At 69.7% G+C, this 20,989-nt stretch carries 27 protein-coding genes and 1 tRNA gene; 8 read left to right on the top strand and 20 right to left on the bottom strand.

Features of this window, described 5'->3' with window-relative positions; genetic code table 11:
• Positions 1–2: 2 nt before the first annotated feature.
• Positions 3–191 carry a hypothetical protein gene (locus ASG51_RS01045; RefSeq protein WP_056378511.1) on the bottom strand — a complete coding sequence of 63 codons (189 nt, stop codon included), beginning with the start codon at positions 189–191 and terminating at the stop codon, positions 3–5.
• A gap of 118 nt (positions 192–309) precedes the next feature.
• Between ASG51_RS01045 and ASG51_RS01040 the strand changes: the two genes are divergently transcribed.
• The 4 genes from ASG51_RS01040 to ASG51_RS01025 all read left to right on the top strand — a co-directional run bounded on the left by ASG51_RS01040 (position 310) and on the right by ASG51_RS01025 (position 2,018).
• Complete coding sequence (locus ASG51_RS01040; RefSeq protein ID WP_244472748.1) at positions 310–813, top strand: peptide deformylase; 504 nt, start codon at positions 310–312, stop codon at positions 811–813.
• A 112-nt stretch (positions 814–925) separates the two neighbouring features.
• Positions 926–1,390 (top strand): hypothetical protein, encoded by a 465-nt coding sequence (locus ASG51_RS01035; protein WP_200941311.1) that lies wholly within the window; start codon positions 926–928, stop codon positions 1,388–1,390.
• Positions 1,387–1,692: a hypothetical protein gene (locus tag ASG51_RS01030; RefSeq protein WP_056378509.1), complete on the top strand. Its 306-nt coding sequence runs from the start codon at positions 1,387–1,389 to the stop codon at positions 1,690–1,692. Before ASG51_RS01035 ends, ASG51_RS01030 begins: the two co-directional genes overlap by 4 nt.
• 62 nt (positions 1,693–1,754) lie before the next feature.
• A complete protein-coding gene (locus tag ASG51_RS01025; RefSeq protein WP_244472747.1) occupies positions 1,755–2,018 on the top strand; it encodes a hypothetical protein in 264 nt (87 codons plus the stop codon).
• Positions 2,019–2,129: 111 nt separating this feature from the next.
• Here ASG51_RS01025 and ASG51_RS01020 read toward each other — a convergent pair whose 3' ends face one another.
• The 10 genes from ASG51_RS01020 to ASG51_RS00975 all read right to left on the bottom strand — a co-directional run bounded on the left by ASG51_RS01020 (position 2,130) and on the right by ASG51_RS00975 (position 8,383).
• On the bottom strand, positions 2,130–2,309 hold the full coding sequence (locus ASG51_RS01020) for a hypothetical protein (RefSeq protein ID WP_244472776.1): 180 nt from the start codon (positions 2,307–2,309) through the stop codon (positions 2,130–2,132).
• 288 nt (positions 2,310–2,597) lie between these two features.
• Positions 2,598–3,272, bottom strand: a complete 675-nt coding sequence (locus tag ASG51_RS01015; protein ID WP_056378507.1) for an HAD family hydrolase — start codon at positions 3,270–3,272, stop codon at positions 2,598–2,600.
• Between the two features lie 108 nt (positions 3,273–3,380).
• Positions 3,381–3,668, bottom strand: a complete 288-nt coding sequence (locus tag ASG51_RS01010) for a hypothetical protein (protein WP_056272673.1) — start codon at positions 3,666–3,668, stop codon at positions 3,381–3,383.
• Between the two features lie 207 nt (positions 3,669–3,875).
• On the bottom strand, positions 3,876–4,376 hold the full coding sequence (locus ASG51_RS01005; RefSeq protein WP_056378505.1) for a DUF2934 domain-containing protein: 501 nt from the start codon (positions 4,374–4,376) through the stop codon (positions 3,876–3,878).
• Positions 4,377–4,470: 94 nt separating this feature from the next.
• Positions 4,471–4,731, bottom strand: a complete 261-nt coding sequence (locus ASG51_RS01000) for a hypothetical protein (protein ID WP_056211118.1) — start codon at positions 4,729–4,731, stop codon at positions 4,471–4,473.
• A gap of 99 nt (positions 4,732–4,830) precedes the next feature.
• Complete coding sequence (locus ASG51_RS00995; protein ID WP_056211116.1) at positions 4,831–5,232, bottom strand: hypothetical protein; 402 nt, start codon at positions 5,230–5,232, stop codon at positions 4,831–4,833.
• The gene (locus ASG51_RS00990; RefSeq protein WP_056272679.1) at positions 5,229–5,633 is read right to left on the bottom strand and encodes a hypothetical protein; all 405 of its coding nucleotides are present in this window, start codon (positions 5,631–5,633) and stop codon (positions 5,229–5,231) included. Before ASG51_RS00990 ends, ASG51_RS00995 begins: the two co-directional genes overlap by 4 nt.
• Positions 5,634–5,871: 238 nt before the next feature.
• Positions 5,872–6,327, bottom strand: a complete 456-nt coding sequence (locus tag ASG51_RS00985) for a hypothetical protein (RefSeq protein WP_056378503.1) — start codon at positions 6,325–6,327, stop codon at positions 5,872–5,874.
• Between the two features lie 44 nt (positions 6,328–6,371).
• Complete coding sequence (locus ASG51_RS00980; RefSeq protein WP_056378501.1) at positions 6,372–7,640, bottom strand: class I SAM-dependent RNA methyltransferase; 1,269 nt, start codon at positions 7,638–7,640, stop codon at positions 6,372–6,374.
• The gene (locus ASG51_RS00975; protein WP_056378915.1) at positions 7,637–8,383 is read right to left on the bottom strand and encodes a TlyA family RNA methyltransferase; all 747 of its coding nucleotides are present in this window, start codon (positions 8,381–8,383) and stop codon (positions 7,637–7,639) included. Before ASG51_RS00975 ends, ASG51_RS00980 begins: the two co-directional genes overlap by 4 nt.
• Positions 8,384–8,631: 248 nt before the next feature.
• On the opposite strand from ASG51_RS00975, the gene ASG51_RS00970 reads away from it, so the two are divergent.
• Positions 8,632–10,209 (top strand): CHAD domain-containing protein, encoded by a 1,578-nt coding sequence (locus tag ASG51_RS00970; RefSeq protein ID WP_056378500.1) that lies wholly within the window; start codon positions 8,632–8,634, stop codon positions 10,207–10,209.
• A 36-nt stretch (positions 10,210–10,245) separates the two neighbouring features.
• On the opposite strand, the gene rlmB is transcribed toward ASG51_RS00970, so the two are convergent.
• Positions 10,246–11,073 (bottom strand): 23S rRNA (guanosine(2251)-2'-O)-methyltransferase RlmB, encoded by an 828-nt coding sequence (rlmB, locus tag ASG51_RS00965; protein ID WP_082513815.1) that lies wholly within the window; start codon positions 11,071–11,073, stop codon positions 10,246–10,248.
• A 152-nt stretch (positions 11,074–11,225) separates the two neighbouring features.
• On the opposite strand from rlmB, the gene ASG51_RS00960 reads away from it, so the two are divergent.
• Both ASG51_RS00960 and ASG51_RS23045 read left to right on the top strand, forming a co-directional pair.
• Positions 11,226–11,301, top strand: a tRNA-Glu gene (locus ASG51_RS00960).
• 230 nt (positions 11,302–11,531) lie between these two features.
• Entirely contained in the window at positions 11,532–12,329 is a 798-nt protein-coding gene (locus ASG51_RS23045) for a TIGR04255 family protein (RefSeq protein ID WP_162245222.1), read from the top strand.
• Positions 12,330–13,485: 1,156 nt separating this feature from the next.
• On the opposite strand, the gene ASG51_RS00955 is transcribed toward ASG51_RS23045, so the two are convergent.
• Genes ASG51_RS00955 through ASG51_RS00940 form a run of 4 tightly spaced genes read right to left on the bottom strand, consistent with a single transcriptional unit; the run spans position 13,486 to position 17,895 of the window.
• Positions 13,486–15,552 carry a hypothetical protein gene (locus tag ASG51_RS00955; RefSeq protein WP_056378498.1) on the bottom strand — a complete coding sequence of 689 codons (2,067 nt, stop codon included), beginning with the start codon at positions 15,550–15,552 and terminating at the stop codon, positions 13,486–13,488.
• Positions 15,545–16,840 carry a hypothetical protein gene (locus ASG51_RS00950; protein ID WP_056378495.1) on the bottom strand — a complete coding sequence of 432 codons (1,296 nt, stop codon included), beginning with the start codon at positions 16,838–16,840 and terminating at the stop codon, positions 15,545–15,547. The genes ASG51_RS00955 and ASG51_RS00950 overlap by 8 nt, the downstream gene beginning before the upstream one ends.
• A 12-nt stretch (positions 16,841–16,852) precedes the next feature.
• Entirely contained in the window at positions 16,853–17,323 is a 471-nt protein-coding gene (locus ASG51_RS00945; RefSeq protein ID WP_210168753.1) for a hypothetical protein, read from the bottom strand.
• On the bottom strand, positions 17,320–17,895 hold the full coding sequence (locus ASG51_RS00940) for a hypothetical protein (RefSeq protein ID WP_156389517.1): 576 nt from the start codon (positions 17,893–17,895) through the stop codon (positions 17,320–17,322). Before ASG51_RS00940 ends, ASG51_RS00945 begins: the two co-directional genes overlap by 4 nt.
• 345 nt (positions 17,896–18,240) lie before the next feature.
• Here ASG51_RS00940 and ASG51_RS00935 point away from each other — a divergent pair, with 345 nt between their 5' ends.
• The gene (locus tag ASG51_RS00935; RefSeq protein ID WP_056378490.1) at positions 18,241–18,510 is read left to right on the top strand and encodes a hypothetical protein; all 270 of its coding nucleotides are present in this window, start codon (positions 18,241–18,243) and stop codon (positions 18,508–18,510) included.
• Positions 18,511–18,516: 6 nt separating this feature from the next.
• On the opposite strand, the gene ASG51_RS00930 is transcribed toward ASG51_RS00935, so the two are convergent.
• From ASG51_RS00930 to ASG51_RS00915, 4 genes are all read right to left on the bottom strand, one after another.
• Positions 18,517–19,215, bottom strand: coding sequence for a recombinase family protein (locus ASG51_RS00930; RefSeq protein WP_056378488.1), 699 nt, complete (start codon positions 19,213–19,215; stop codon positions 18,517–18,519).
• A gap of 169 nt (positions 19,216–19,384) precedes the next feature.
• Entirely contained in the window at positions 19,385–19,759 is a 375-nt protein-coding gene (locus ASG51_RS00925; RefSeq protein ID WP_056378486.1) for a hypothetical protein, read from the bottom strand.
• Between the two features lie 166 nt (positions 19,760–19,925).
• Positions 19,926–20,237, bottom strand: a complete 312-nt coding sequence (locus tag ASG51_RS00920) for a hypothetical protein (protein WP_056378484.1) — start codon at positions 20,235–20,237, stop codon at positions 19,926–19,928.
• Positions 20,234–20,890, bottom strand: a complete 657-nt coding sequence (locus tag ASG51_RS00915; RefSeq protein WP_056378482.1) for an HGGxSTG domain-containing protein — start codon at positions 20,888–20,890, stop codon at positions 20,234–20,236. Before ASG51_RS00915 ends, ASG51_RS00920 begins: the two co-directional genes overlap by 4 nt.
• Positions 20,891–20,989 lie beyond the last annotated feature (99 nt).

Raw genomic sequence — 20,989 nt, 5'->3', positions numbered from 1 at the left:
GCTCAGCGCGTCAGCCAGAGGGACTGGCCGATGCCGCTGAGCGGTTCGTGGAAATGCGTGACCAGGACGATCGCCCAGAGCAGGCCGAGGATCGTGGTGAGGGCGACGAGGATGACCTCGCCGGACTCGCGCAGCCTCAGGAATCGGTGGGCCCCCTTGGGCGATGGGGTCTCGGTGCGTTGCCGTGCCATTCCGTCTCCGGGTCGAGCTTGTCATCCATCGAACGCCGCAAGCCGCGGGCCAGGAACCCGCGTCCGGGTCGCCCTCGCGCAACCGTGACGTCCCCCATCCCACTCCGGAATGACCCTCGTGTCCGCCTCCTCCCTGCTCATCTATCCCGATCCCCGCCTCAGGCTCGTGGCGGCTTCGGTCGCCCGGTTCGATGACGCTCTGCACGAATCCGCCCGTGACCTCGAGGCGGTGATGCTGGCGGTCTCCGCCCTCGGGCTCACCCTGCCGCATATCGGGCAGGGCCAGCGCCTGGTGCTGCTGCGGATGGAGCCCGGCGAGCCGGTGACCGCCTACGTGAACCCGGAGATCGTCTGGGCCTCCCCCGAGCGCGGACCGCAGCAGGAGGGCAGCGTCTCGATGCCGGGGGTGATGGACGTGGTCGACCGGGCCGTGCGGATCCGGGTTCGCTACCGCGACCTCGAGGGCGCCGAGCACGAAGAGGACGCCGAGGGATTCCGGGCGGCCTGCCTCCAGCACGAGATCGACCAGCTCGACGGGATCTTCTGGATCGAGCGCCTCTCCCGCCTGCGCCGGGACCGGGCGATCAGGCGCTTCGCCAAGCTGCGCCGGTCAGGCCCCTGAAAGCGCGGCCGCCGTGCGTCGGAATGGCCGCGAGCGCGTTATGGCTTGGCGGCCCGCCCTCCTCCCGAGAGGCCGGCCGCCGATCACGTTCGTTTCTGCCGAGAATTTCCCGATGCGTTCGATCCGACCTCTCCTGCTCGCCCTGGCGGTCGCCGGCACGGCGCAGGCGACCATCCGGGAGGCCCCGGCTGCGCCGGCCCCCGCACCGGTACCGGCGATCGGATGCGCGTCCCTGGCGAACCTGCGGCTGCTCCTGCGCGAGAGCAGGGACGTGGTGGCCACCGCCGTCGCGCGCCTCACCGACGACAAGGCCGACCACCTCGGCTGCCAGGTCGTTGCGCGCGATGCGGTGGCGGGCATCGCCGAGCACCTGACCCTGAACGGCAGCGCCTACGATTGCCTGACCCTGCGCACCACGAGCGTCTGCCATTGGGTCGTCGCCGGCACGGTCAAGCCCACCGAGGCCGTGGCGAAGCCTCGCGCGGGCGAGAAATCCAAGGCGGCCGACAAGACGTCCGACAAGGCCACCGACAGGACGTCCGACAAACCCGCCGCACCGGAGAAGAGCCGCCGATGACCCGACCTTTGCGCGTCCTCCCCCTGGCCCTCCTCCTCGGCCTCGCCGCCGGCACCGCCGCCCGCGCCCAGCCGGTCGAACCCACCGACGTCATCGCCTGCAAGACCCTGGTCGGGTTGCGGGTCCTGATGGCCAGCGGCGACCGGGCTGCCGCGGAGGCGGTCCTGCCGCAGCATCCGGATTGCCGACGGATCGCGCGTGCGCGCATCGGCGCCGCGGAGCACCGCGCCATGGTCGGCGGGGCCCCGTTCGAGTGCCTTACCGTGGCGAACGAGGCCGATTGCGCCTGGGTGATGCCCTGACGGGCACGCCGAAACGACGTCACCACCACGACAGCAGGGGGAACAGGATGCAGACAACAGGGATGTGGCGTGGGCCGGCGCTCGCATTGACGCTCTCGGCCATCGCCTCGGTGGCCATGGCTCACGCGGCTTCGGCGCAGGGGGAATCCACGCCGATCCAGAGTCCGCAGGACGCGGCCTGCCGCACGGAGGCCCGCGACCGGGTGTTCTCGACGCCCGACCCGAAGGGGCTCGGCCTCTACGCGATCGGCCGTCAGCTCTACTTCGCCTGCATGAAGCGCGCCCAGCCGGGGCCTCGCCGCCGGGAGCGGGCGCGCGCCTCGTAGGATCCGGCGGGTTCATCCTGAACCTCGCGGACTCCCGATTCCGGTCAGGTCGTTCGTCTCTTCGGGATCACCGGTTTCCGCTGATCCCCGACAAACGCGAAGGCGGTGCGATCAGACGCTGAGGGGCGCGCCGATCCGGGCCCGGAGGACGTGCCGAAGGTTCTCGTTGTCGTTGGTGTCCGCGTCGAGGGCGGCCATCAGGCGAAGCAGCCGGCTGATCGGCGTGGTGCGGTCCTCGACCGCCGCGTCGATGAGGGCCCGAAGGGGAACAGGCTCGCTGGCCGGGTGCATTTTCAGGTTCGTCTGGGCCGGCTGGGGCATGGTCCGCGGATCCGTGGCGTGATCAGGCGCGATCACGGGCGGCTCGCTACGCCATCGAAGGACCCGGCGCCAGGGTTTTTTGCCATCTATCCATAGCCGGCACGCAATCCTGCCCTGCGCCACGGAACAAAGCGGGATTACGCGGGAAATGTGTGGATCGGTGCAGTTCCCACGCGCCGCGTGGCCGATTTGCCACCGGGCCCGTCCGAATCGACAGGCCCGGACCGAAACCGCTGCGTCGGGACTCCGGTCGCCGGATCACCGAGCCAGCGGCGAGGCGGCGTAGCCGTCGAGAAGGTCCTGCGGATCCTTGTAGAGGGCGATGCAGCCGGACGCGCTCAGGTCGGCTTCCGGAAAACCGCCGCAGAGAACTCCGATGGTCGGAAGGCCGGCCTTCCCCGCCGCCTCGGCGTCGTAGGGCGTGTCGCCGATCACCACGGCCTGCGCCGCCGTGATCGGGGCAAGCTTTGTCAGGGCGGCCTCGAAGATGTCGGGGAAGGGCTTCGAGCGTTCGACGTCGTCGGAACTGACCACCACGTCGGTGAGGTCCTCGACCCCCATCAAAGTCTGGTAGTGCTCCACCTCCTTCGCCTTGCCGGAGGAGGCCAGGGCGAGGGTCAGGTCCTGGGCCTTCAGGTGCTCGAACAGGGCGCGGACGCCGGGGAAGGGCTTCACCTTCGAGAGATAGTCGCGCTTGAACAGGTCGGAGCGGTAGGCCTCGATCGTCTTGCCCTCGCGCTCCACCCGCTCCCCGTCGAGGAAGACCGGCAGCAACTGGTCGCCGCCCTTGCCGATCTGGCTGCGGACCTGGTCGTGGCTGACGGTGACGCCGAAATGCGCGAAGGCGTCCACCCAGGCCTGGGCATGGAGGTCGACGCTGTCGAGCAGGGTTCCGTCGATATCGAAGATTACCGCCCGTACGGTCTTGGTCATCGCGTCATCCCGAACCGGTTGCACGCCGGCGGACAGGCCGGGGCTCCCTGGGCGAACGGATGGCTCTCCCGGCCGTTCCGCCGGGATGGCGGGATTCGTTCGGCGGGCTCAGCGGGGAAAGATGTGCAGGCCGTCGTCGGGCAGGAGGTTGCGGGCTGGACCGCCGGTCTGCTGGCCGCGGCCCTGCTGGTAATAGGGCAGCTCCGGACGGCGATCGTTGTCGCCGCCGGAATCATACTCGTAGGGCTTGCTCCAGGGCGCCCGTCCGCCGACGCCGCCGGTGGTGTCGACGTCGAGGAGCGCGGGGCCGCCGCGCAGGCCGCCGGGTCCCGCCAGGGCGGCGAGCGGCAGGCCGGCCACCCCGAGGGCCAGAAGGGTCGCGATCGTCGTCTTCATGGAAGCCTCGCCTGGGAAGGCGCACGGCCCTCAGGGCCGCGGCCACGTCTCTGGATCTGGCGTGACAACGGTCAAGGTTTTCCTTCGTTCCGGCGTCCCTCGCGTGGAGGCTGCCTCCGCGGCCAGCGAAAAGCCCGCCCCACCGGTCCGGTGAAGCGGGCTCTGATTCGTCCGGGGGCGGGGCCGGAAGGCTCCGGCCCGCGCGTCTCAGTGAACGGTGGCGACGCTCTCGACCACGCGGCCGCGGGCGGGAGCCCGGGGCGTCTTGGTCACCGCAGCCTTGGCCACGGCAGCCTTGGCCACGGTGGCCTTCTCGGCGGCGGGCGTCTTGGCAGCGGCGGTCTTGGCAGCGGCGGTCTTGGCAGCGACAGTCTTGGCAGTGGCCGTCTTGGCAGCGGGCGCCTTCGCGGCCACCGGCTTGGTGGCCTTCGTGTCGGCGGCGGCCTTCGCCTTCGTCTCGACCTTGGCGCCGGCGCTGCGGCTGCGGCTCGGCTTGGCCTTGAGAGTCTCGGCGAGGACGGCGGCCGGGCTGGCCGAGAGGGTGACGTCCGCGGTGGCGGCCTGGATCACCTCGATGCCCATCCGCGACGGGGTCAGGAGCTCGATCTCGGCGCGCAGCCAGTGCGCCTCCGCCTGGCCGAACACGCGGCCCTCGTCTTCCCAGATGTAATAGGCGCGTTCGCGCACCTGCTGCTCGAAGGGGTTCATGCTGTCTCCTCGTCCGATCGGTTCCGACGTCCCGGGCGAGGATGAAACCGGATGGTTAAGCGGGCGTTAACCGCCCCGGCATGGCGGCGGGTGCTCAGCCCTGGGACAGGCGTCGGGCGTTGGCGCGGACCTTCCGCCGGTAGCCGGCCACGACCCCGGCGGTGGAGCCGCCGGTGGCGATCAGCAGGGCGGCCTCCTGGGCGGCCATGATCTTCTCGGTGACCATGTGCTGGGCCTCGGCCTGGGCCGCGGCACCGCCCGTCGCCAGCTTGGCGAGGCGCAGGGCGATGACCTGCTGCGATTCCATCGCGAGCAGGGTCGCGTCCATGCCGAGCTTCCACCACGAACCGAACATCAGCATCCACTCTCAAGATAGGTCGCGCCGAGCCGGCTTGGCGGCTCGGCCTTACCGATAGGGTCCCGCGCCCGGTATCCGGGCTGGGGACCCGTTCGCTCAGTCGAACAGGCGGTTCTTCGCGCCGGAGCCGCCGAGGCTGATCTTCTTCGTGCCCGATCCGCCGAGGCTGATCTTCTTCGGCGGGGCGGCGGCCGGGCTCGGCGTCGCCGGGCGCGCCGGCTTCAGGCGGGACTGGCCGTAGACCACCGAACCGATCTCGTCCGCGACGCGCACGAGATCCTCGCGCTCGCAGGCCCGCGCGACCCGCAGGCCGAGCTGGTGCATGTGGCTCTTGCCGTAGAGGTAGACGGCGAGGCGCGCGCGCGTCGTCGTGGACATCGCCTCCAGGATCTCCGGCAGGTCCTCCTCGTCCGCCCGGTAGACCTGGCCGAGGAGTTCGAGGGAGACCGGGCAATCCGGATCGGGAACGGCGCCGCTGGTCGGGTGAGCCTGCGTCATGGGGCATCTGCCTGTGCGAGGGGCGGAGGGAGAACGGCCGGCGAATCGGCCGCGAGGGGCGTGAGGCCGCCCGCATCGGCGCGGGCGGGCGGTGCGGCGACCGGCACCGAGGAGGGCGGCACGGCCGCGAGGCAGCCGGTGCAGACCGAGGCGATGGCGATGCGGGACCGGGCTTCGGCCCGCTGCCAGACCGCCTCGCTGCGGGCCCGCGCCGCCTGGGCCGCGGCGTCGTCGAAGGCGCCGGACCCACCGGAGCCGACGCTCGCCTCGCCGCCGGGGCGGATGCGGATGAACAGCGGTTCCTCAGCGAGGGCCGGGCCGCCCGTCAGGACCCCGATAGCAGGCGCGAGGGCGGTCAGGCTACCCGCGATCGCCAGGGCTGCGGAACGGGAACGGGGCATCGGCTCCTCGGTGCGATTCGACGGCGTGGGGATCGGCCATGCCGGCCGCCATCGTTCGGCTGAACAGGGTTAACGATGTCTGAAGCGAACCGGATGCCGCAGCGGCAGCGCGTCCGCTCGACCCACGGCGCCCGGGCGGCCTAACAGGACGCCATGGAACCGAACGTCTACCTCCTGCTAGCCGCAGCCCTCCTGTATTCCGGCTACATGGTCCTCGCCATGAGGTCCTGAACGAGGCTCAGCGGCGCTCGTCGCGCTCGATCACCGCGCAGGCGGTGACGGGCGCTTCGCGCGATCCGGAGAGGGAGCAGGTCACGAGGACCTTCCCGGCATCGACGTTGCTGTGCCGCGTCGTGGCGGCGGCGGTGCGGGCCGTCCGGGCCGCCTGCGCCAAGTCCTCGGACGCGAGGCCCGTGACGGCGTGGCCCGCCCGTCCGAACAGATCGAAGTAGCCAGCGGGGAGTGGCGTGCCCCGGAACTGGACGCCGGTGGCCGAGAGCTCGCCGCAGGCCAGCGTCATCCCGATCCCGTCGGGGGCGCTGAATTCCGCGAAGTCCGCCGTCCGCTTGACCAGGGTGGCCTGGGTCTCGGCCACCACCCGGTCGATGAGGTCTCCGCAGGGATCCGCCGCGGCGGGTCCGGCGAGGGCGAGGAGGCCGAGGGTCGCGGCCAGGGTGGGACGAATCACGCGCATGCCCTTCTACCTAAGAGCGGCCCGGCGGTTGTCGAGCGCTGCGGCTACAGGCGCTTGCGGGGTGGCGGCGGGCGGCGGAACACCCCGACCATTTCCAGATGGCCCGAATAGGCGAACTGGTCGACCGGAATCACCCGCTCCAGGGTGTAGCCGCCCGACACCAGGGTCGCGGCATCCCGCGCGAAGGTGCCGGCGTCGCAGGCGACCCCGATCACCAGCGGCACCTTCGATTCAGCGATCCGGGCCGCCTGCGCGCCCGCGCCCGCCCGGGGCGGATCGAACACCACGGCATCGTAGGCGTCGAGTTCGAGGGCCAGCAGCGGCCGGCGGAACAGGTCGCGGCGCTCGGTGGTGACCCGGCGCAGGCCCGGCACCGCGCGCACGGCCCGGTCGAGGCTGTCCAGGGCCGCCGCCTCGCCCTCGACGGCATGGACGTCCCGGCTGCGCGCCATGGCGAGGCTGAACGGTCCGCTGCCGGAGAAGAGGTCGACGACCCGCTTCGTCTTCTTGTCGAGGGCCGCCACCACGGCCTCGGTCAGCACCCGCTCGCCCTCCTCCGTGGCCTGGAGGAAACCGCCGGCCGGCGGCACCAGCCGCAGGCCCGCGCTGGTGACCGCCGGAGCCCGGCGCTCCACCAGCACCTCTCCGTGCAGCGAGAGGCGCGCGAGGTCGAGGTCTCCGGCGAGGCGCACCAGCGCCGCGCGAACTCCCTCGGCGGCGGGTCCGTGCCCGCGGATGTCGACGTCGAGGCCGGCCTCGGTGGCGCTGACGGCGACGTCGAGGGGCTTGCGGCCGTGCCCGAGCGGCGCGCTCAGGGCCGTCGCCACCTGGGGCGCCCGGTGCAGGGCCGCCACGGTGATCGGGCAATGGTCGATGGCGACGAGGTCGTGGCTGCGCGCCGCCATCAGCCCGGCCTGCGCCCGGCCCTCGATGGCCCGCACGTGCAGGGTGAGGCGCCGCCGCCCGGCCCCGCGGGCATCGACCAGCGGCTCCGGCGCGACGGCGAGCCCCGCATGGGACAGCGCCTGGACGAGGTGGTCCCGCTTCCAGGCGGCGTAGGGCCCGGGCGCGAGGTGCTGCACGGTGCAGCCGCCGCAGGTGCCGAAATACGGGCAGAACGGCGCGATGCGATCCGGCGAGGCGTGCAGAACATCGACGAGCGTCCCGCGCGTGCCCGCCCGCAGCACCGTGACGCGCTCCCCCGGCAGCGCCAGGGCGACGGCGGTGCCGTCCTCGGCCAGCCCGTCGCCGCGGGCGCCGAGGCGGCGGATCTCCAGGGTCTCGGGGGTCGGCTGGGTGTCCGGCTCGGTCATGGTCGTGGGTCCAGGCGCGCCCCGATCAGGAACTCGCGGTTGCCGTCGCCGCCGGCGACGGGTGACGGGATGAGGCCGAGGATCTGAAGCCCCAGAGCCTCGAGGGCGGCGCGGATCTCGGCGCAGACGGCGTCGTGGATGGCGGGATCGCGGACGATCCCGCCGCGCCCGACCCGGTCGCGCCCGGCCTCGAATTGCGGCTTGATCAGCGCCGCGAGGTCGGCGCCGGGGGCCAGCAGCGGCAGGAGGGCCGGCAGGATCAGCCGGAGGGAGATGAAGCTGACGTCGATGGCGCAGAGGTCCGGGGGGCGCGGGATCGCGGCGCGGTCGAGGCTGCGGGCATCGGTGCCCTCCAGGCTGGTGACGCGGGCGTCGTCCCGGAGGGAGACGTGGAGCTGGTCGCGTCCCACGTCGACGGCGTAGACGTGGGCGGCGCCCCGCGCCAGCAGCGCGTCGGTGAAGCCGCCGGTCGAGGCCCCGACATCGAGGCAGACGCGGCCCGCCGGGTCGAAGCCGAAGGCGTCGAGGGCGGCATCGAGCTTCAGCCCGCCGCGGGACACGAACGGATGGGGGGCGGACGCCACGAGGCGCGCGTCCCGGGCGAGGAGGTCGGAGGCCCGCGTCACCGGCTGGTCGTCCGCCCGGACGAGACCCGCCGCGATGGCGGCCTGGGCCCGGGCGCGGCTCTCGAAGAGGCCCCGTTCCACCAGCAGGCGGTCGGCCCTCAGCCGCTCCCGATTCATCACCACGCCCAACGAGTCTCGTTCCCGCCGGCCCCGGGCCGGTTCCTCCCGCTACACCACTCGGCGCCGGGGGCGAATGAAAATCGTCACGAATTCAGTCGCGCGTCCGGGTCGCCCTGCTCCATAACCGACGACGGTGGCTGGTGATTCCGCACGGAACGGTTGCCGCGGGCCGGGCTTGTCCCGATCGCTGGGGGCCCGCCGCCCCGTCGGGGACGACGGATCGGGGCCGAAACTTGGGACACATCATGGTCGCGCCGCGTGAGATCGAGTTGAAGCTGGAATGCGAGGGCAGCGACCTCGCGGAGCTGAGCCGCCATCCCTTCCTGCAGGCGGAAGGCTCGGAGGACTCCCGCCTCCTCACCTCCACCTACTTCGACACGGCCGCCGGCGACCTGCGTGCGGCCGGGCTGACCCTGCGGGTCCGCCGCGACGGCGAGACGTTCGTCCAGACCGTGAAGGCCGCCGCCACCGCCCCCGGCCTGTTCGACCGCTCGGAATGGGAGGCGCCCGTCGCGGGGAACGCGCCCGACCTGTCGCAGGTCTCCGAGACGCCGGTGCCGGAGGTGCTGGCGGACGCCGAGGCGCCGGAGCTGTCCCCCACCTTCGCCACCCTGGTGGAGCGGCGCAGCCGCTCGGTGCGCTACGGAGCCTCGCGGATCGAGGTCGCCTTCGACGAGGGTCGGATCGAGACCCCGAACGGCGACGCGCCCCTGTGGGAGCTCGAACTCGAACTCAAGGAGGGCCGGTCGGAGGACCTGTTCACCCTGGCCCAGGCCCTGGCCGAGACCGTGCCGCTCCGCCTCGGGGCACTGAGCAAGTCGGCCCGCGGCTTCAGCCTCCGCGACGGCACCCTGCGGCGCCCGAGCAAGGCGCGGCCGGTTTCGCTGGCGCCGGACGCCACGGCCGGCGAGGCCTTCCGCGCCATCGCCTTCGCCTGCCTGTCCCACCTGCGCCTCAACGAGGACGTCTTCCTGCACAACCGGGACGTGGAAGCGCTGCACCAGCTGCGGGTCGCCCTGCGCCGCCTGCGTTCGGCCCTCACCCTGTTCAAGCCGGTCCTGGCGCAGGACGCGACGGCCGCGACCCTGCGCGACGAGATCAAGCGCATCACCGAACCCTTCGGCCACGCCCGGAACCTCGACGTGTTCCTGGCCGAGACCCTGCCGGCCGAGATGGCCAGGCGCCCGGACGAGGCCGGTCTCGACGACCTGCGCCGGCGCCTCGAGGCGGAGCGGGACCGCGCCCATGACGGCGTCCTCGCCACCCTGGAATCGCAGGAATGGCGCGGCCTCGTCCTCGACGTCGCCGCCTGGCTGGAGACCGGCGCCTGGCGGACCGGACCGGCCGCCCCGGACCGCGATGTGCCGGACCGCGGAGTGCCGGCGCGCGACTTGCCGGCGCGCGACTTCGCCGCCGAGGTGCTCGACAAGGCCCTGCGCCGCATCCGCAAGCGTGGCCGCCACCTCGACCGCCAGGAGGCCGAGGAGCGCCACCGCGTCCGGATCGAGGCGAAGAAGCTTCGCTACGGCGCGGAGTTCTTCGCCAGCCTCTACACCGAGAAGAAGCTGCGCAAGCGCCACAAGGCCTTCGTCTCGGCCCTGTCCGACCTGCAGGACCATCTCGGCAGCCTCAACGACCAGGCCACCGCCCACACGGTGCTGGCCAGCCTCGTGGCGGTGCCCGACCCGCAGGAGATCCCCGGCGAAACGGCCTTCGCCGCGGGCCTTGCGGCCGGCGACAACGAGGCCGACGGCCGGAAGCTGCTGAAAGCGGCCGCCGAGGCCCACGGGGACCTCGTGGCGGTCAAGCCGTTCTGGCGCTGAGGCGCCAACGCTGAGGCGCCAACGCCCAGGTGTGACTCAGCCGCGGGGGCTGAGGGCGTAGAGCGTGATCGCGGCGGCGTTCGAGACGTTGATGCTGCGGATCTCGCCGCTGAAGGGGATGCGGGCCAGCACGTCGCAGTTGTCGCGGGTGCGCTGGCGCAGGCCCTTGCCCTCGGCCCCGAGCACGATCACGGCCGGGCGCTTCGGGCCGATGGTGTCCAGTACGGTCTCGGCGTCGGAATCGAGGCCGATCCGGGTGAAGCCGCGCTTGCCGAGGTCGACCAGGGCGTCCGATAGGTTGCGGACCACGATCAGGGGCACGTGCTCCAGGCCGCCCGAGGCGGATTTGGCCAGCACGCCCGTGGCGTTGGGCGAGTGCCGCGCGGTGGTGATGATGCCCGCCACCCCGAAGGCGGCGGCGGTGCGCACGATGGCGCCGACATTGTGCGGATCGGTGATCTGGTCGAGGGCGAGGAGCAGCACGTCGTCGCCCAGCTCGTCGAGATCCGGCCCCGGCAGGGGGTCGGCCTCCAGGTAGAGGCCCTGGTGCACGGCGTCGGGTCCGAGCAGCGCGTTGATCGCGCTCGGGCGCACCAGCTCGGGATCGATCCGCAGCGTCCCGATCTCCTCGGTGAGCCGGATCATGGCGTTCTCGGTGGCGAGCAGCCGGTGCAGCTTGCGCCCCTCGTTGGCCAGGGCCTGCGCCACCGGGTGCCAGCCGTAGAGGACGACGTGGTCGCCGGCAGCCGCCGCGACGCTCGCCGCGCCCCGCTGGTTCTGCTGCGGCCCGCGCCGGAAGGGACTGCGCGAAAAGCCGGGCTTGTTCGTCCTCGGCCCCGGCGGGCCGTCGCGTCGCGTGGTCATGCAGTCAGGTCCGCTCTCCGGCCGCCGGAAGGAGCGGTCCGCGTGTCCGCCCGACAAACCGGCCGGGGCCGCATTCGTCAAGCCGCAAACCCGCGGCGATTCCCCCGTTGCCCCCGCGCCCGAAGCCGCATATAGAACCGCTCACCGCAGCGGCGCCCTTCGTCTAGCGGTCCAGGACGTCGCCCTTTCACGGCGAAAACACGGGTTCGATTCCCGTAGGGCGCGCCAGCGATACCAGGCACTTAGCTCCGGCTTGCGCCCGCTTCTCACATATATGTCTCACACAGCGCTTGGGGTCGTCGGTTTCTCCGCCCTTGGCTCAGCCGTCCCGATGCTCGGCGACGGTATGGATTTAGTGAGGCCGTCAGTCTCTGAAGAGCTAGCGAGCGCATCAAAATCTAACGTCTCTTTCACGAGTCTGCGCTATCCCAGAGGCGCCGCAGGCGAGGATGCCGAAAATGGACTTCACCTACCAACAAGCGCCATTGGTCGAGGTGATCGCCGAAGCTTTTTGGCCGCTGATTCAGCTCTCAGCTATCCCTGGCGCGGCTGTAGACCCGTTTTTTCCGCGTGCGAGCGTTCAGTTCCGAGAAGAGGTCGCTGCGCTCGGTTTCAGCGTGGTCGAGTCTCTTGTGCCGCCCGGCGTCCCGATGGAGATGATGCCGAACCAGGTTGTGACCCGTTACCGGAGCCGGCCGGAAGGATGGCCGCTATTCCAGCTCGGGCCGGGCGTCTTCACCGCCAACATGGTCCCACCTTATGCTGGTTGGGGCGAGTTCCGCTCCACTCTCGCCGCAGGCTATGCCGCAGTGACCACCGCATATCAGAAGGCTGGCCGCGTAGACGCTGAGGTCGACAATCTGAGCCTCAGGTACGTGAATGCGTTCACGGCTACTCACGGGTTCGATGGAAGGCAAGCCACCTTTCTCCACGAGCATCTAGGGCTTCGTGTCGATGTTGAACGCGATCTTCCCGATGGGGTCCGAATTGATTGGGACATGCGCGAAATTCACCTGTCGCTTCATGCGCCGTCGACGGCCCCAGGGGGGTCGCGTTTCACGTTAATGGCCTCCGTAGGCTCACACGCCAATCAGCCCGCGTGCATTTTGGAGCTAGCTATCCGCGGAAAACCGGATGGAGATCCGGTCGCGTGGTTCGATCAAGCCCGGGAAGCTATCAGGAAGACGTTCGAAGCTCTCCTGAGTCCTGCGCTTCAAAAGCTTATCGGACCGAAAGTTGATCGAGCTGCGCGTTAAAGCCACTTCCTTTCGGCCCGTGAAAGCGCATATCAGAGTGTATGAGGAACGCTTGGACCGACTCGCGCGAAGCGCGTCCCCTGGGGCTGCATATCAACGTGCGACCCATGGGGAATACGAGTTCGAAGGTTAATTTAGGGCCAGACGTTCGACGCGCTGCGTCAGCGCTTGAAGGCGTTGGCCAGAAGGCGGAAGCCAAACGTATCTTGGGCCTTGTGGACGCAGTGAAATCTCTGTGGGGCACTGCGCCTTCGGACCCTGCGACCGGATCGATTTTCTGCGACGCCCTAGAGTTCGCAGGTAGCCTTCCGCCTGGCGTTCCCCTGCCGCGCGTATGGTTCGACGACGGCGAAGTTGGGTTCGAATGGATCAAGCACGGGCGACATGCTGTCGTCAGCATTGAGGGCGATGGCGTCCTAGGCTACGCTTACCGTGTAGACGGAACGTTTGTGCCGGGGGCGATCGCTGCCGCTGAGCCTCATTCGTTTCCTACCGACCTCCTTGCCTATCTTACTGTGGGTTGAGTATGCCCCGAGAGGGTTGCGGCTGCGAAGACACGCTGCAAAGCGAGCATTCGCCTGGATTAGTAAGCGATGACGAAGAAATAATTTATGCTTTAGTAGACCCTTATACCTGCATTGAGGGCAGCGTTAAGGAATTTTCGAACAGCAAGCTCAAGGCTAGAGTGCTCAGTGTTTGCAGGGCGCAATATTCTAGCGTCAAACTCATAACTGAAGCTGTGATCGAACCGCTTGCGAGAAGCGGCAACGTTTATCAGGGCGCTCTTTGGGCCTTCTCCAAAGAAATCCGAGAAATCGCGCTAGGCGACAGCGGCGTTGGTGCCTTCTGTGTCGCTGACGACGGGTTAGCGCATGATCGTGCGCACGCGGTGCTCGGTTTTTCAGAGGCTCAAATCGAACTGCGAAACCATCGCGTAGCTGCGCGGGGGAATCTCAAAGAACTGCTTCTCCGCCGGGGCAGAATGGAGCTGGAGGAGTGTCCGTTCCCGGCAGCACCTCCGAGCGTCGACGTAACTCCTCAGGCAGCAAGTTAGGCCGCAGCTGTAGGTTTTCTCGCCTATCAGCGCGGAGAAACGATCCGACGAACCCCGAATGCTTTTCGTCGAGACGTCCCACACTTAGGCAAAGCGTCGCCGTCATCGGCTGTTGATCGCCATCGGCGCCATGATGAGGGCCCGAAGCGCCGCGTCGGTGAACGGCGTCTCGGCCCCCCGCATGATGATCGCCTTCAGGCGCTCCACGCTGTCCGGGGCCGCGAAGGTCTCGGCCAGTCGTTCGTTGTTGCGCCCAAGGTAGGCCCGCCGCGTGGCGTCCCCGACGTTGGACAGGAGCGAACGCCCGCCGGTCCGCAGCGCCGTGCTTGCCTGCTGCGGCAAGGTCTCGGCCCCGATCTCGGCCCGGTACTGCGCGTTGAAGTCGGTTGGACTCCCCTGCGGCTTGCGCTGTCCGGTGGCGCGCAAGGTCTGCAGGAGATCCTCCATCGCCGCGCGGGCGCCCGGGCTGTTCGGCAGAGCGCTAAGAACGGCCTGCAGGTTGGCCGCTTGCTGGTCCGTGCCGGCGATATCCTTCGCGTAGCGGGCACCACCGCCCTGCGCCTCGCCACCGACAAGCCGCGTCATGCTGGTGTCGGCCTGGTTGGCGAGACGCTGGCGGATGAGTTGCGCCGTCAGGTCCGGATCGCGCGCGGCGAGACGGGTCACGGCGTCTGCAAGCTCCCCCTGGCCGCCGACGTTGAGGTGCGGACTGCCCGCGCCGGGGAGCACCGCCCGGCCGGCCGCGTCGGTGCTGGTCGCCTCGGCCACGCGCCCGAGTGGCCCTTGCTCCAGCGGGGCCAGGTTCTGCTGCCGCGCCTGCGCCTGCGCCGTGAGGGCGTCGTCATAGGCCTGGACGCCGCCCCGGGCCGGATCGCGGGCGATGGCGCGGGCCTCGGCTGCGCCGTTGCCGTAGAGGCCGGCGGTCTGCGAGCTGAAGCCCGGGTTCGCGGCGTTCCCGAGGGCCACGCCTCGGTCGCGCATGTCCTTCGTCACGGCGTCGATCACCCCCACCGCGTTGTCGGGCTGGTCCCGGTACGTCGGCCCGAGCACTTCGTCATTCCGCAGGCGCCGCAGCGATGCCTGGAACGCAGGATCCCGGGCAATGGGGTCGAAGTCGGCCGGGTCGAGCACATGCCGGCCGGCGGCGGCATAGGCCGGGCGCGTCGCGGCGTTGATGCCCTGGCGCACGTCATCGATCGCCGTCGTGGCCGTCTCGGCCGCGCGCGGCCCGAGCGTCGAAGGGAGGGCACTCTGCGGCGCGACGGTATCGAGGGCGTTGCCCACGGCCGCCCGCATCTGGTCCGGCCGGGCCGCCATCATCCCGGTCAGGGCGGCGCTCTGAGGCGAGCCCTCCACGAAGCGCTGAACGTCGGCCAGTTTGGTGGCCCCACCGGTGCCTTGCTGGACGGCCTCCGGCCCCGTTAGGTCGACGCCGATGCGCCGGCCGGTGTCGGCCACACCTTGCGATGCTTGCCACTCGGCTTCCGTCATGCCGCGGGGGATCGCAGCGCGGATGGTGCGGTCGTGCGCATCGGCTCGAGCACGCACGGCGGCTGTACCGGTGCCGCCCATGATGGCCCCTATCAACCGCGCCGCCGGTTCGGCGGCCGAGCCCTTGGTGGCCTGGCCGGCCGTCTCGGACGCGACGGCGGGGACCGCCGTTTCCATAATCTTGCGCACGAGACCGCCGGGGCCGATGACGGCGCTCGGCGCGAACTCGCCAACGGTCTGCGCATATGCGCCGGCCGTCGTCTGCGGCTTGTAGAACGGTCCGGTCGCGGTCTCGACGCCGCGCTGGATCGCGCCCGAAGTCGGCAGGCCGCCGCCCGAGCCTATGCCGGTATACATGCGGTCGAAGTCCGCGCGCTCGGGCGTGCCGGCCTGCGGGCCGTAGCCCGTCCAGTCCATGACCTTGTGCCCGACGCCGAGCATGATCCGATCCACGAGACTGCCGCCCATCTCCTGAACGTCGCCAGGTAGGCCGGCCAGGCCGATGGTCCCCTTCGCCACCCCGACCGGGGCGGCCTTGGCAACGTCGAGGGCCACGGACGGGGCCTCCGGCGCGGGCGCGGCGGGAGGCGAGACCACCCGGAAGCCGGCCGGCATGTCGTCGCCCGGAGGCGACTGCGGGGCCGAGACGACGCGGAATCCTTCGGGCAGGTCATCCATTGTAGGGCTCCCACTTGCCGCCGCGGCGGATCATCCGCACGCCCGCATCGTTCTCGATGACCGTGTTCTCGGCCGCGCCGGTCGAGGGCGTCGCCGCTGCAGGAGCTGCGGCGGGACGGACGCCCGCCGGACCGGCCAGGCGCTTGACGGCTTCGGCATAGGTCGCGAACTGGCGCCGCTTGGCTGCCGTGACGCCCGGCGCCTCGCCCGGAACCGGCACCAGCTCGGCCATCTTGCGTTCGTACTCGCGCTCGGTGACGCCCTGGCCCGACTGCGTCAGGAGCTGCATCGGCAGGGCCGTGCGCACGTTCTGAAAGAACACCTGGCCTTCGGGGGACATGTTCGTCGTGAGCTCGGGCGACAGGATGCTCGGAAGTGCCTCGGCCGCGCTGCGCAGCGCCGTGTCGGTGCGGGTCGGGAGCTTGCCGGTATCGAAGGCCGTCAGGATGTCCCGCGTCGCGCCTTCGACCATGTCGGATGCATAGGCGGCACGGCCCTGCGCCTCGGTCGTCTTGCCGAACTCGCCGGGAGTGCCCGTGGCCTGCCCATTGTAGACCGTCGATTGCGCCGGCACCTCGGCTCCGGTCTGCGTGTCGAACAGCTTGCCCCCCGGACCCGGCACCGCCGTGCCCTTGGCCCCGTTCGGCCCCGTGTAGTTCGTAACCTTGCCCGTAACGTCGGGCGGCGTCGGGGCTTGGCCGACCGAATCGGCCCGGAAGGCGATGCGCGGCCCCGCAGGCGTCTGCACCTGCTCCACCGGCACTTCGTGAAGCGCCGAGGCCCGTTGTTCGTTCTCGGGCAGGCGCCCGATGATCGCCGCCTTGAGCTGGTCGCTGCTCAGAACCGGAGCGTTGCCCTGCGCCGCGGCCATTGAGGGCAGGCCGATGGTGCTCGCCACCTCCTCCGGAACCATTGGCCGTACCTGTCCCGGATTCAGCGACCCATAGAGCGAAGCTATCGTGGAGCCTCGGGTCGTGTTTGCGTTGGTGGCGATGGTCCGCGCATTGTCGGCGGCGTTCGTGGCCCGCGCGGTGGCGTTGTTCATGCCGACCGCTTCGAGGCTTTGTGACCCCGTCTGGAGCCCTGCCGCCGTGGCGCGCCGGTCGAAGCTCGGGTCGTTCGGGTTGTCGAAAAGCCGCGCGATCCGTCCGGCCTTCTCCTTGATCTCCAGCGCCTTTTGCCCGGCGAGCTGATCGTCGGCGCTCGGCGGCGCCAGCGCGCCGGCGATGTTCTGAAAGCCTCGGCCGATGCCTTCGTCGTTGTAGAAGCGGCTCAGTCGAACGGGCATCGCGAATCCTCGTCAGTGCACGGAATGCGGCGCGGCCGCGGGGGCGTCGAAGTCTCGGCCGAGCCCGGCCGCAAGGCGCCGGTAGCGCGTCACCGCGTCCGCCTCGGCGACCAGGATCGCGGCCCAATCGGCCCAGATCGGCAACAGGTCCCGGTGCGTCTGCGGGAGGTCGGCCGGATCGGTGCCGAAGGTGCAAACGATGTTGCTGGCGCAGCTCAAGCCCATGTCGACGGTCTCGGGCTGCGGCCACCCGCCGAAGTGCTCGGTCGCGACCGGAGCGACGACGGCGAGCGCGATCTTCGCCCGTTCGATGGCCTCCGGGGAGGCGCGCGTCATGTCGAAATCCTTCGCCGCGGTGATGATCGTGCGCAGCGCCAGGTCGAGGTTGCCGGGAATGTCGTTGCCCTCGGCGGCCAGGCCGAGCCGGACCGTCACGGCGGCCAGTACGATTTCAGCGGGTGCAGGAGCCTCGCCCTCCATCACGCGACCTTCACGTCGACAATGTCGAGGATCTCGGTTTCCATGATCTCGCGGAAGACCGGATGGAGCCCTGCGATCGAGTCGTCCCGACGTTGGTCGGCCCGATCCTTGATCGCCCGGCGCAGGAGAACGTTGCGCAGGTCGTTCCGGAAGATCGCGGCCAAGTCCGCGAGGTCCGCGATGATATGTGGTGTGCGGGCGGCGCGCTCTTCTGGCGTCTCGGTCCAGTGGAATTTGAGACCGGTCAACGCATCCATGCCGAGCTGCATCTTGTCGTACGGATAGACCTTTTCCAGGGCCTCTCGGATCGGATTGCGGGCCTTGTTGCTGGCCGCCATCATCCGGTCGGACTGGTCGTACGAGGGCCTCGGCCCGTCGAACTTCGATCCGATGACGAGAAGGCAATCCAGCATTCGGATCAGCGCCGCAGGCGCCTCGTCGCCCCGCGCCTCGTCATAGCATCGGCACACCAGGGCGACCTGCGCCTCTGTTTCGAGCTCCTCCGGGGACGATGCTGCGGCCCCTGCATCGATGAGCGGATCGTTCTCGGGATTGTGCGGTTCTGAGGTAGCCATTCGATGCGCGGCCCCGTGCCGTAAGAGTTAGCGCAATATAGACGCCCCGCCTATTCAAAGCAAATCCCGGAACTGCGCTAGATCGTTGGCCTGTGGCCTTGCTGTCTGCTTCATAGGTGACATACAAAAACTGTCGGTAACGCGGCTTTGTATGTCTCGGATTTTTGAGGCGCGCAAAATTTACAGACAGGGGCGCCGCCGGTTTTAGCGGAGGCGTTTGGACTGCCCGGGCGGGGGTCGGCCCGGCCCCGGGGCGGCCCTTCGCCCCCTCAAGCGGCGGAGATGACGCTTGGCGCGTCGAGGTCGTCGGGCGCACAATGCCCGCCCGCCACAGGAGATCGCCCCATGTGCTTGCCCGCCGACATGCGCGCCCGCGTCCTGCGCTCCACACTCGACACGGTCGCGGACGAGATCCGCGGCGCCGATCTCACGCCCGCGCTGGCCGCGCGGCTCAATGGCATGTTGGCCGATGCTCGCCGGCACGCCGTGGACCTGGAGAAGACGCTACGGCCCGTCCCGGCCGCGATCCTGGCGCCGGTCTCGCCGAGGCCCTCACGGCGGTTCGTAGGCCACAGCGAACCCGGCTCGAACGTCATCGCCCTGCGGGCCGGCTAAGCTCTCTCACGCCGCCCGATCGAGGATGCGAGACACCTGGACGGCCGTCCACGTGCCGCCGCGCGCCGTCTTGACGTTGCGGTCGTTCAGCTCGGCCGCCACGGCCCGCATCGAGGCGCCCCGGGCCTGCATCTCCCGAATGACGGGCAGCACGTTCGCGGCGAAGTCGTCGGCCTTGGCGGCCAGGGTCTCGCGGCCCTTGGCTGATGCCTCGGCAAGGTTCGTGCGGTTGCCGAGCACACCGCGGCCGACCATCGGCGCCAGCGCGGCCCGGGTGCGGGCCGAGATCAGCGCGCGCTCCTTCTCGGCCAGGGCGGCATAGATGTGGAGCATGAAGGGGTCGGCATCGGCGCCGAGCTCGGCCACAATGAAGGGGACCCGCTGCGCCATCAGGCCGGCGATGAAGGCCACGTCGCGGGAGAGGCGGTCGAGCTTGGCGACGACGACAGGGCACTTCAACTTCTTCGCCCGGGCCAGCGCCTTGGCCAGCTGCGGCCGGCGCTCCAGCGCGTCCTCGCCCTTGCCCGAGGCGACGTCCGTGAACTCTTCCACGATCTCGAACCCGTGCGCCGCGGCGAAGGCCGTCAGGGCCGCCCGCTGCGCATCGAGCCCGAGGCCTGACTTGCCTTGCCGATCCGTCGAGACGCGGACGTAGGCGATGGCCGGCTTGGACAGGGGCAGCTCGGGGTGGTTCGTGCCGGTCATGAGGGTCTCGATCTCGTCTATAACAACCTTATACGTCCGTTTGAGAATGTTACGCAATCGGTTTCTGGCCGTTCGGCGCTGATTTTCGATCCTTCGCGCGAGTCCGATCCGGAACGCGAAAGGGGCGCCGGTCAGGGCGCCCCTCGGGTGGTTCGATGTTGGCAAGGACCTAGGCCGGGTACAGCACGCGCTTGCATCCGTGGCGCTGCGCCACCAGCATCAGCTCCAGAATGAGCGCGCGAGGGCCGACGATCTCGACAAGCCGCCAAAGGCCGCCCCCATGATCGGTGGCGACATCACACACGGGATGCGTGAGACCAGCGGTTTCCCCAATGGCGTTGGCCTCGTCCGTAAACGCCGGGGCCTGGTCCTGGTGGACGAGCACCTCAATCGAGGCGTTCGGGCTTGGATCCTCTCCGTCCACGACAGGGAAGCAGGGGACCATGTAGCCTGGGTGGAGGCCGTTCGACGTGAGAGGGTGCGTGAAAAGGTCGAGCGTGTTCGACTGCGCCGCTGAAGGCGGCACGATGCTCAAGTGCGACATGGTTGGAGACCCTGGCCGTATTCAACGGCCGGTGTTCGTCCGGAGGCTCCGGATAAACTTAAGAAAACTTCTTATCTGAAGCCTGTCAAGCGTATTAGTTGAAATATTATCTTGTCCATACTTGCATATAGTTCCGATGTACAGAATGGACAACGTTTTGAGACCTTTAGTCGAATATGTCTGTCGCTGTGTCGCTCGACTTGGCGGCGTGCTCCCGCTTCAGCTCCGCGAGCATCACTTCCGCCTCGGCGTAGGTCATCTCAGAAACGGGCTTGTCCCGGTCGGGCGCTGGCTTCCCATCGTGACCGGCGACGTAGAACAGCGCTTTGAGCGCCGACGCCTTGGCCGTCGCGGAGGCCTTAGGGTCGCGGCAAATCGAGACGGCCGTTTCGTAGGCGAGCACCGCTCCTTCGGTCTCCATGCGCTCCTGAAGATACCGACGCGCCTCGGCGGGGGTCATGCCGTGATAGTCACTCATTCGAAGATATCTCCGATGTGATGGGTTCCCGGTTGTTCGGCCGCGACGGCGTGCTGGCGCTTCAGCTCCGCGAGGATCGCGTCGATCTCGGCCAGCTCGGCGTCGTGGGCGCTCGGCGCGTCAGGCCGTGCGATGATCTCGCGGATGGCTCTGGCCTGGTCAGCCATGTACCGGGCGGCGGATCGCGCGCCGGGCGGACCCGGCCGGTGCGTGCGCTGCCAGGCATCGTAGCGGCCGCGCTGCTCCGGGGTCATCGCGGCAAGGCGCTTGGCCAGCTTCCGCGCGCGCTGGTTCACGTCGGCCAGCTTCCGTTCGAATTTGGCGGTATCAACCGGCGGGAGCTGGACGACGTGCCAGCCCTTTTTCCCGGCCGGAGTAGCGCCCCCATGAAGCCGACACCGGCCCGACCCGTTCGCCAGCGGCGGGTTCTGGCATGGCTGGCCGTCCGACCGTTTGATGGCCTCGCACTTCGGCCCGGTCCTGCGGAGGGCGTTGAAGCGCAGGCACGCGGCCCGGCCCATCGCCTTGAAGCGGGCCGAGCGCCGCCACGCGATTTGCCGCGACGACGCGGGCGCGTTCGTCCCGAACCCGCGCTTCACGTTGCGGCCCCGTGAACTATCCGCCAAGACGGCCGCACCGTTGGCCTGCCCCATGCTGTCGCTCCGGGAGCCGCCAACCCTCCGATTTCAGCTTTGTATGTCACGGCTCTCAGCTCATTCTCCTGCCTGGAAATCCGAACCACTACGGAACTC

Origin of the sequence: Methylobacterium sp. Leaf465 (assembly GCF_001424705.1) — a bacterium.
Lineage (GTDB): Bacteria > Pseudomonadota > Alphaproteobacteria > Rhizobiales > Beijerinckiaceae > Methylobacterium.
Note: the sequence above shows the minus strand (reverse complement) of the source record. Positions and strands in the feature narration are given on the sequence as shown.

Excerpts from the sequence above, each read along its gene's own strand:
- ASG51_RS01045 (WP_056378511.1), bottom strand. The coding sequence starts at position 191 with ATGGCACGGCAACGCACCGAGACCCCATCGCCCAAGGGGGCCCACCGA.
- ASG51_RS01035 (WP_200941311.1), top strand. The coding sequence starts at position 926 with ATGCGTTCGATCCGACCTCTCCTGCTCGCCCTGGCGGTCGCCGGCACG.
- ASG51_RS01030 (WP_056378509.1), top strand. The coding sequence starts at position 1,387 with ATGACCCGACCTTTGCGCGTCCTCCCCCTGGCCCTCCTCCTCGGCCTC.
- ASG51_RS01025 (WP_244472747.1), top strand. The coding sequence starts at position 1,755 with ATGTGGCGTGGGCCGGCGCTCGCATTGACGCTCTCGGCCATCGCCTCG.
- ASG51_RS01020 (WP_244472776.1), bottom strand. The coding sequence starts at position 2,309 with ATGCACCCGGCCAGCGAGCCTGTTCCCCTTCGGGCCCTCATCGACGCG.
- ASG51_RS01015 (WP_056378507.1), bottom strand. The coding sequence starts at position 3,272 with ATGACCAAGACCGTACGGGCGGTAATCTTCGATATCGACGGAACCCTG.
- ASG51_RS01010 (WP_056272673.1), bottom strand. The coding sequence starts at position 3,668 with ATGAAGACGACGATCGCGACCCTTCTGGCCCTCGGGGTGGCCGGCCTG.
- ASG51_RS01005 (WP_056378505.1), bottom strand. The coding sequence starts at position 4,376 with ATGAACCCCTTCGAGCAGCAGGTGCGCGAACGCGCCTATTACATCTGG.
- ASG51_RS01000 (WP_056211118.1), bottom strand. The coding sequence starts at position 4,731 with ATGTTCGGTTCGTGGTGGAAGCTCGGCATGGACGCGACCCTGCTCGCG.
- ASG51_RS00995 (WP_056211116.1), bottom strand. The coding sequence starts at position 5,232 with ATGACGCAGGCTCACCCGACCAGCGGCGCCGTTCCCGATCCGGATTGC.
- ASG51_RS00990 (WP_056272679.1), bottom strand. The coding sequence starts at position 5,633 with ATGCCCCGTTCCCGTTCCGCAGCCCTGGCGATCGCGGGTAGCCTGACC.
- ASG51_RS00985 (WP_056378503.1), bottom strand. The coding sequence starts at position 6,327 with ATGCGCGTGATTCGTCCCACCCTGGCCGCGACCCTCGGCCTCCTCGCC.
- ASG51_RS00980 (WP_056378501.1), bottom strand. The coding sequence starts at position 7,640 with ATGACCGAGCCGGACACCCAGCCGACCCCCGAGACCCTGGAGATCCGC.
- ASG51_RS00975 (WP_056378915.1), bottom strand. The coding sequence starts at position 8,383 with ATGAATCGGGAGCGGCTGAGGGCCGACCGCCTGCTGGTGGAACGGGGC.
- ASG51_RS00970 (WP_056378500.1), top strand. The coding sequence starts at position 8,632 with ATGGTCGCGCCGCGTGAGATCGAGTTGAAGCTGGAATGCGAGGGCAGC.
- rlmB (WP_082513815.1), bottom strand. The coding sequence starts at position 11,073 with ATGACCACGCGACGCGACGGCCCGCCGGGGCCGAGGACGAACAAGCCC.
- ASG51_RS23045 (WP_162245222.1), top strand. The coding sequence starts at position 11,532 with ATGGACTTCACCTACCAACAAGCGCCATTGGTCGAGGTGATCGCCGAA.
- ASG51_RS00955 (WP_056378498.1), bottom strand. The coding sequence starts at position 15,552 with ATGGATGACCTGCCCGAAGGATTCCGCGTCGTCTCGGCCCCGCAGTCG.
- ASG51_RS00950 (WP_056378495.1), bottom strand. The coding sequence starts at position 16,840 with ATGCCCGTTCGACTGAGCCGCTTCTACAACGACGAAGGCATCGGCCGA.
- ASG51_RS00940 (WP_156389517.1), bottom strand. The coding sequence starts at position 17,895 with ATGGCTACCTCAGAACCGCACAATCCCGAGAACGATCCGCTCATCGAT.
- ASG51_RS00935 (WP_056378490.1), top strand. The coding sequence starts at position 18,241 with ATGTGCTTGCCCGCCGACATGCGCGCCCGCGTCCTGCGCTCCACACTC.
- ASG51_RS00930 (WP_056378488.1), bottom strand. The coding sequence starts at position 19,215 with ATGACCGGCACGAACCACCCCGAGCTGCCCCTGTCCAAGCCGGCCATC.
- ASG51_RS00925 (WP_056378486.1), bottom strand. The coding sequence starts at position 19,759 with ATGTCGCACTTGAGCATCGTGCCGCCTTCAGCGGCGCAGTCGAACACG.
- ASG51_RS00920 (WP_056378484.1), bottom strand. The coding sequence starts at position 20,237 with ATGAGTGACTATCACGGCATGACCCCCGCCGAGGCGCGTCGGTATCTT.
- ASG51_RS00915 (WP_056378482.1), bottom strand. The coding sequence starts at position 20,890 with ATGGGGCAGGCCAACGGTGCGGCCGTCTTGGCGGATAGTTCACGGGGC.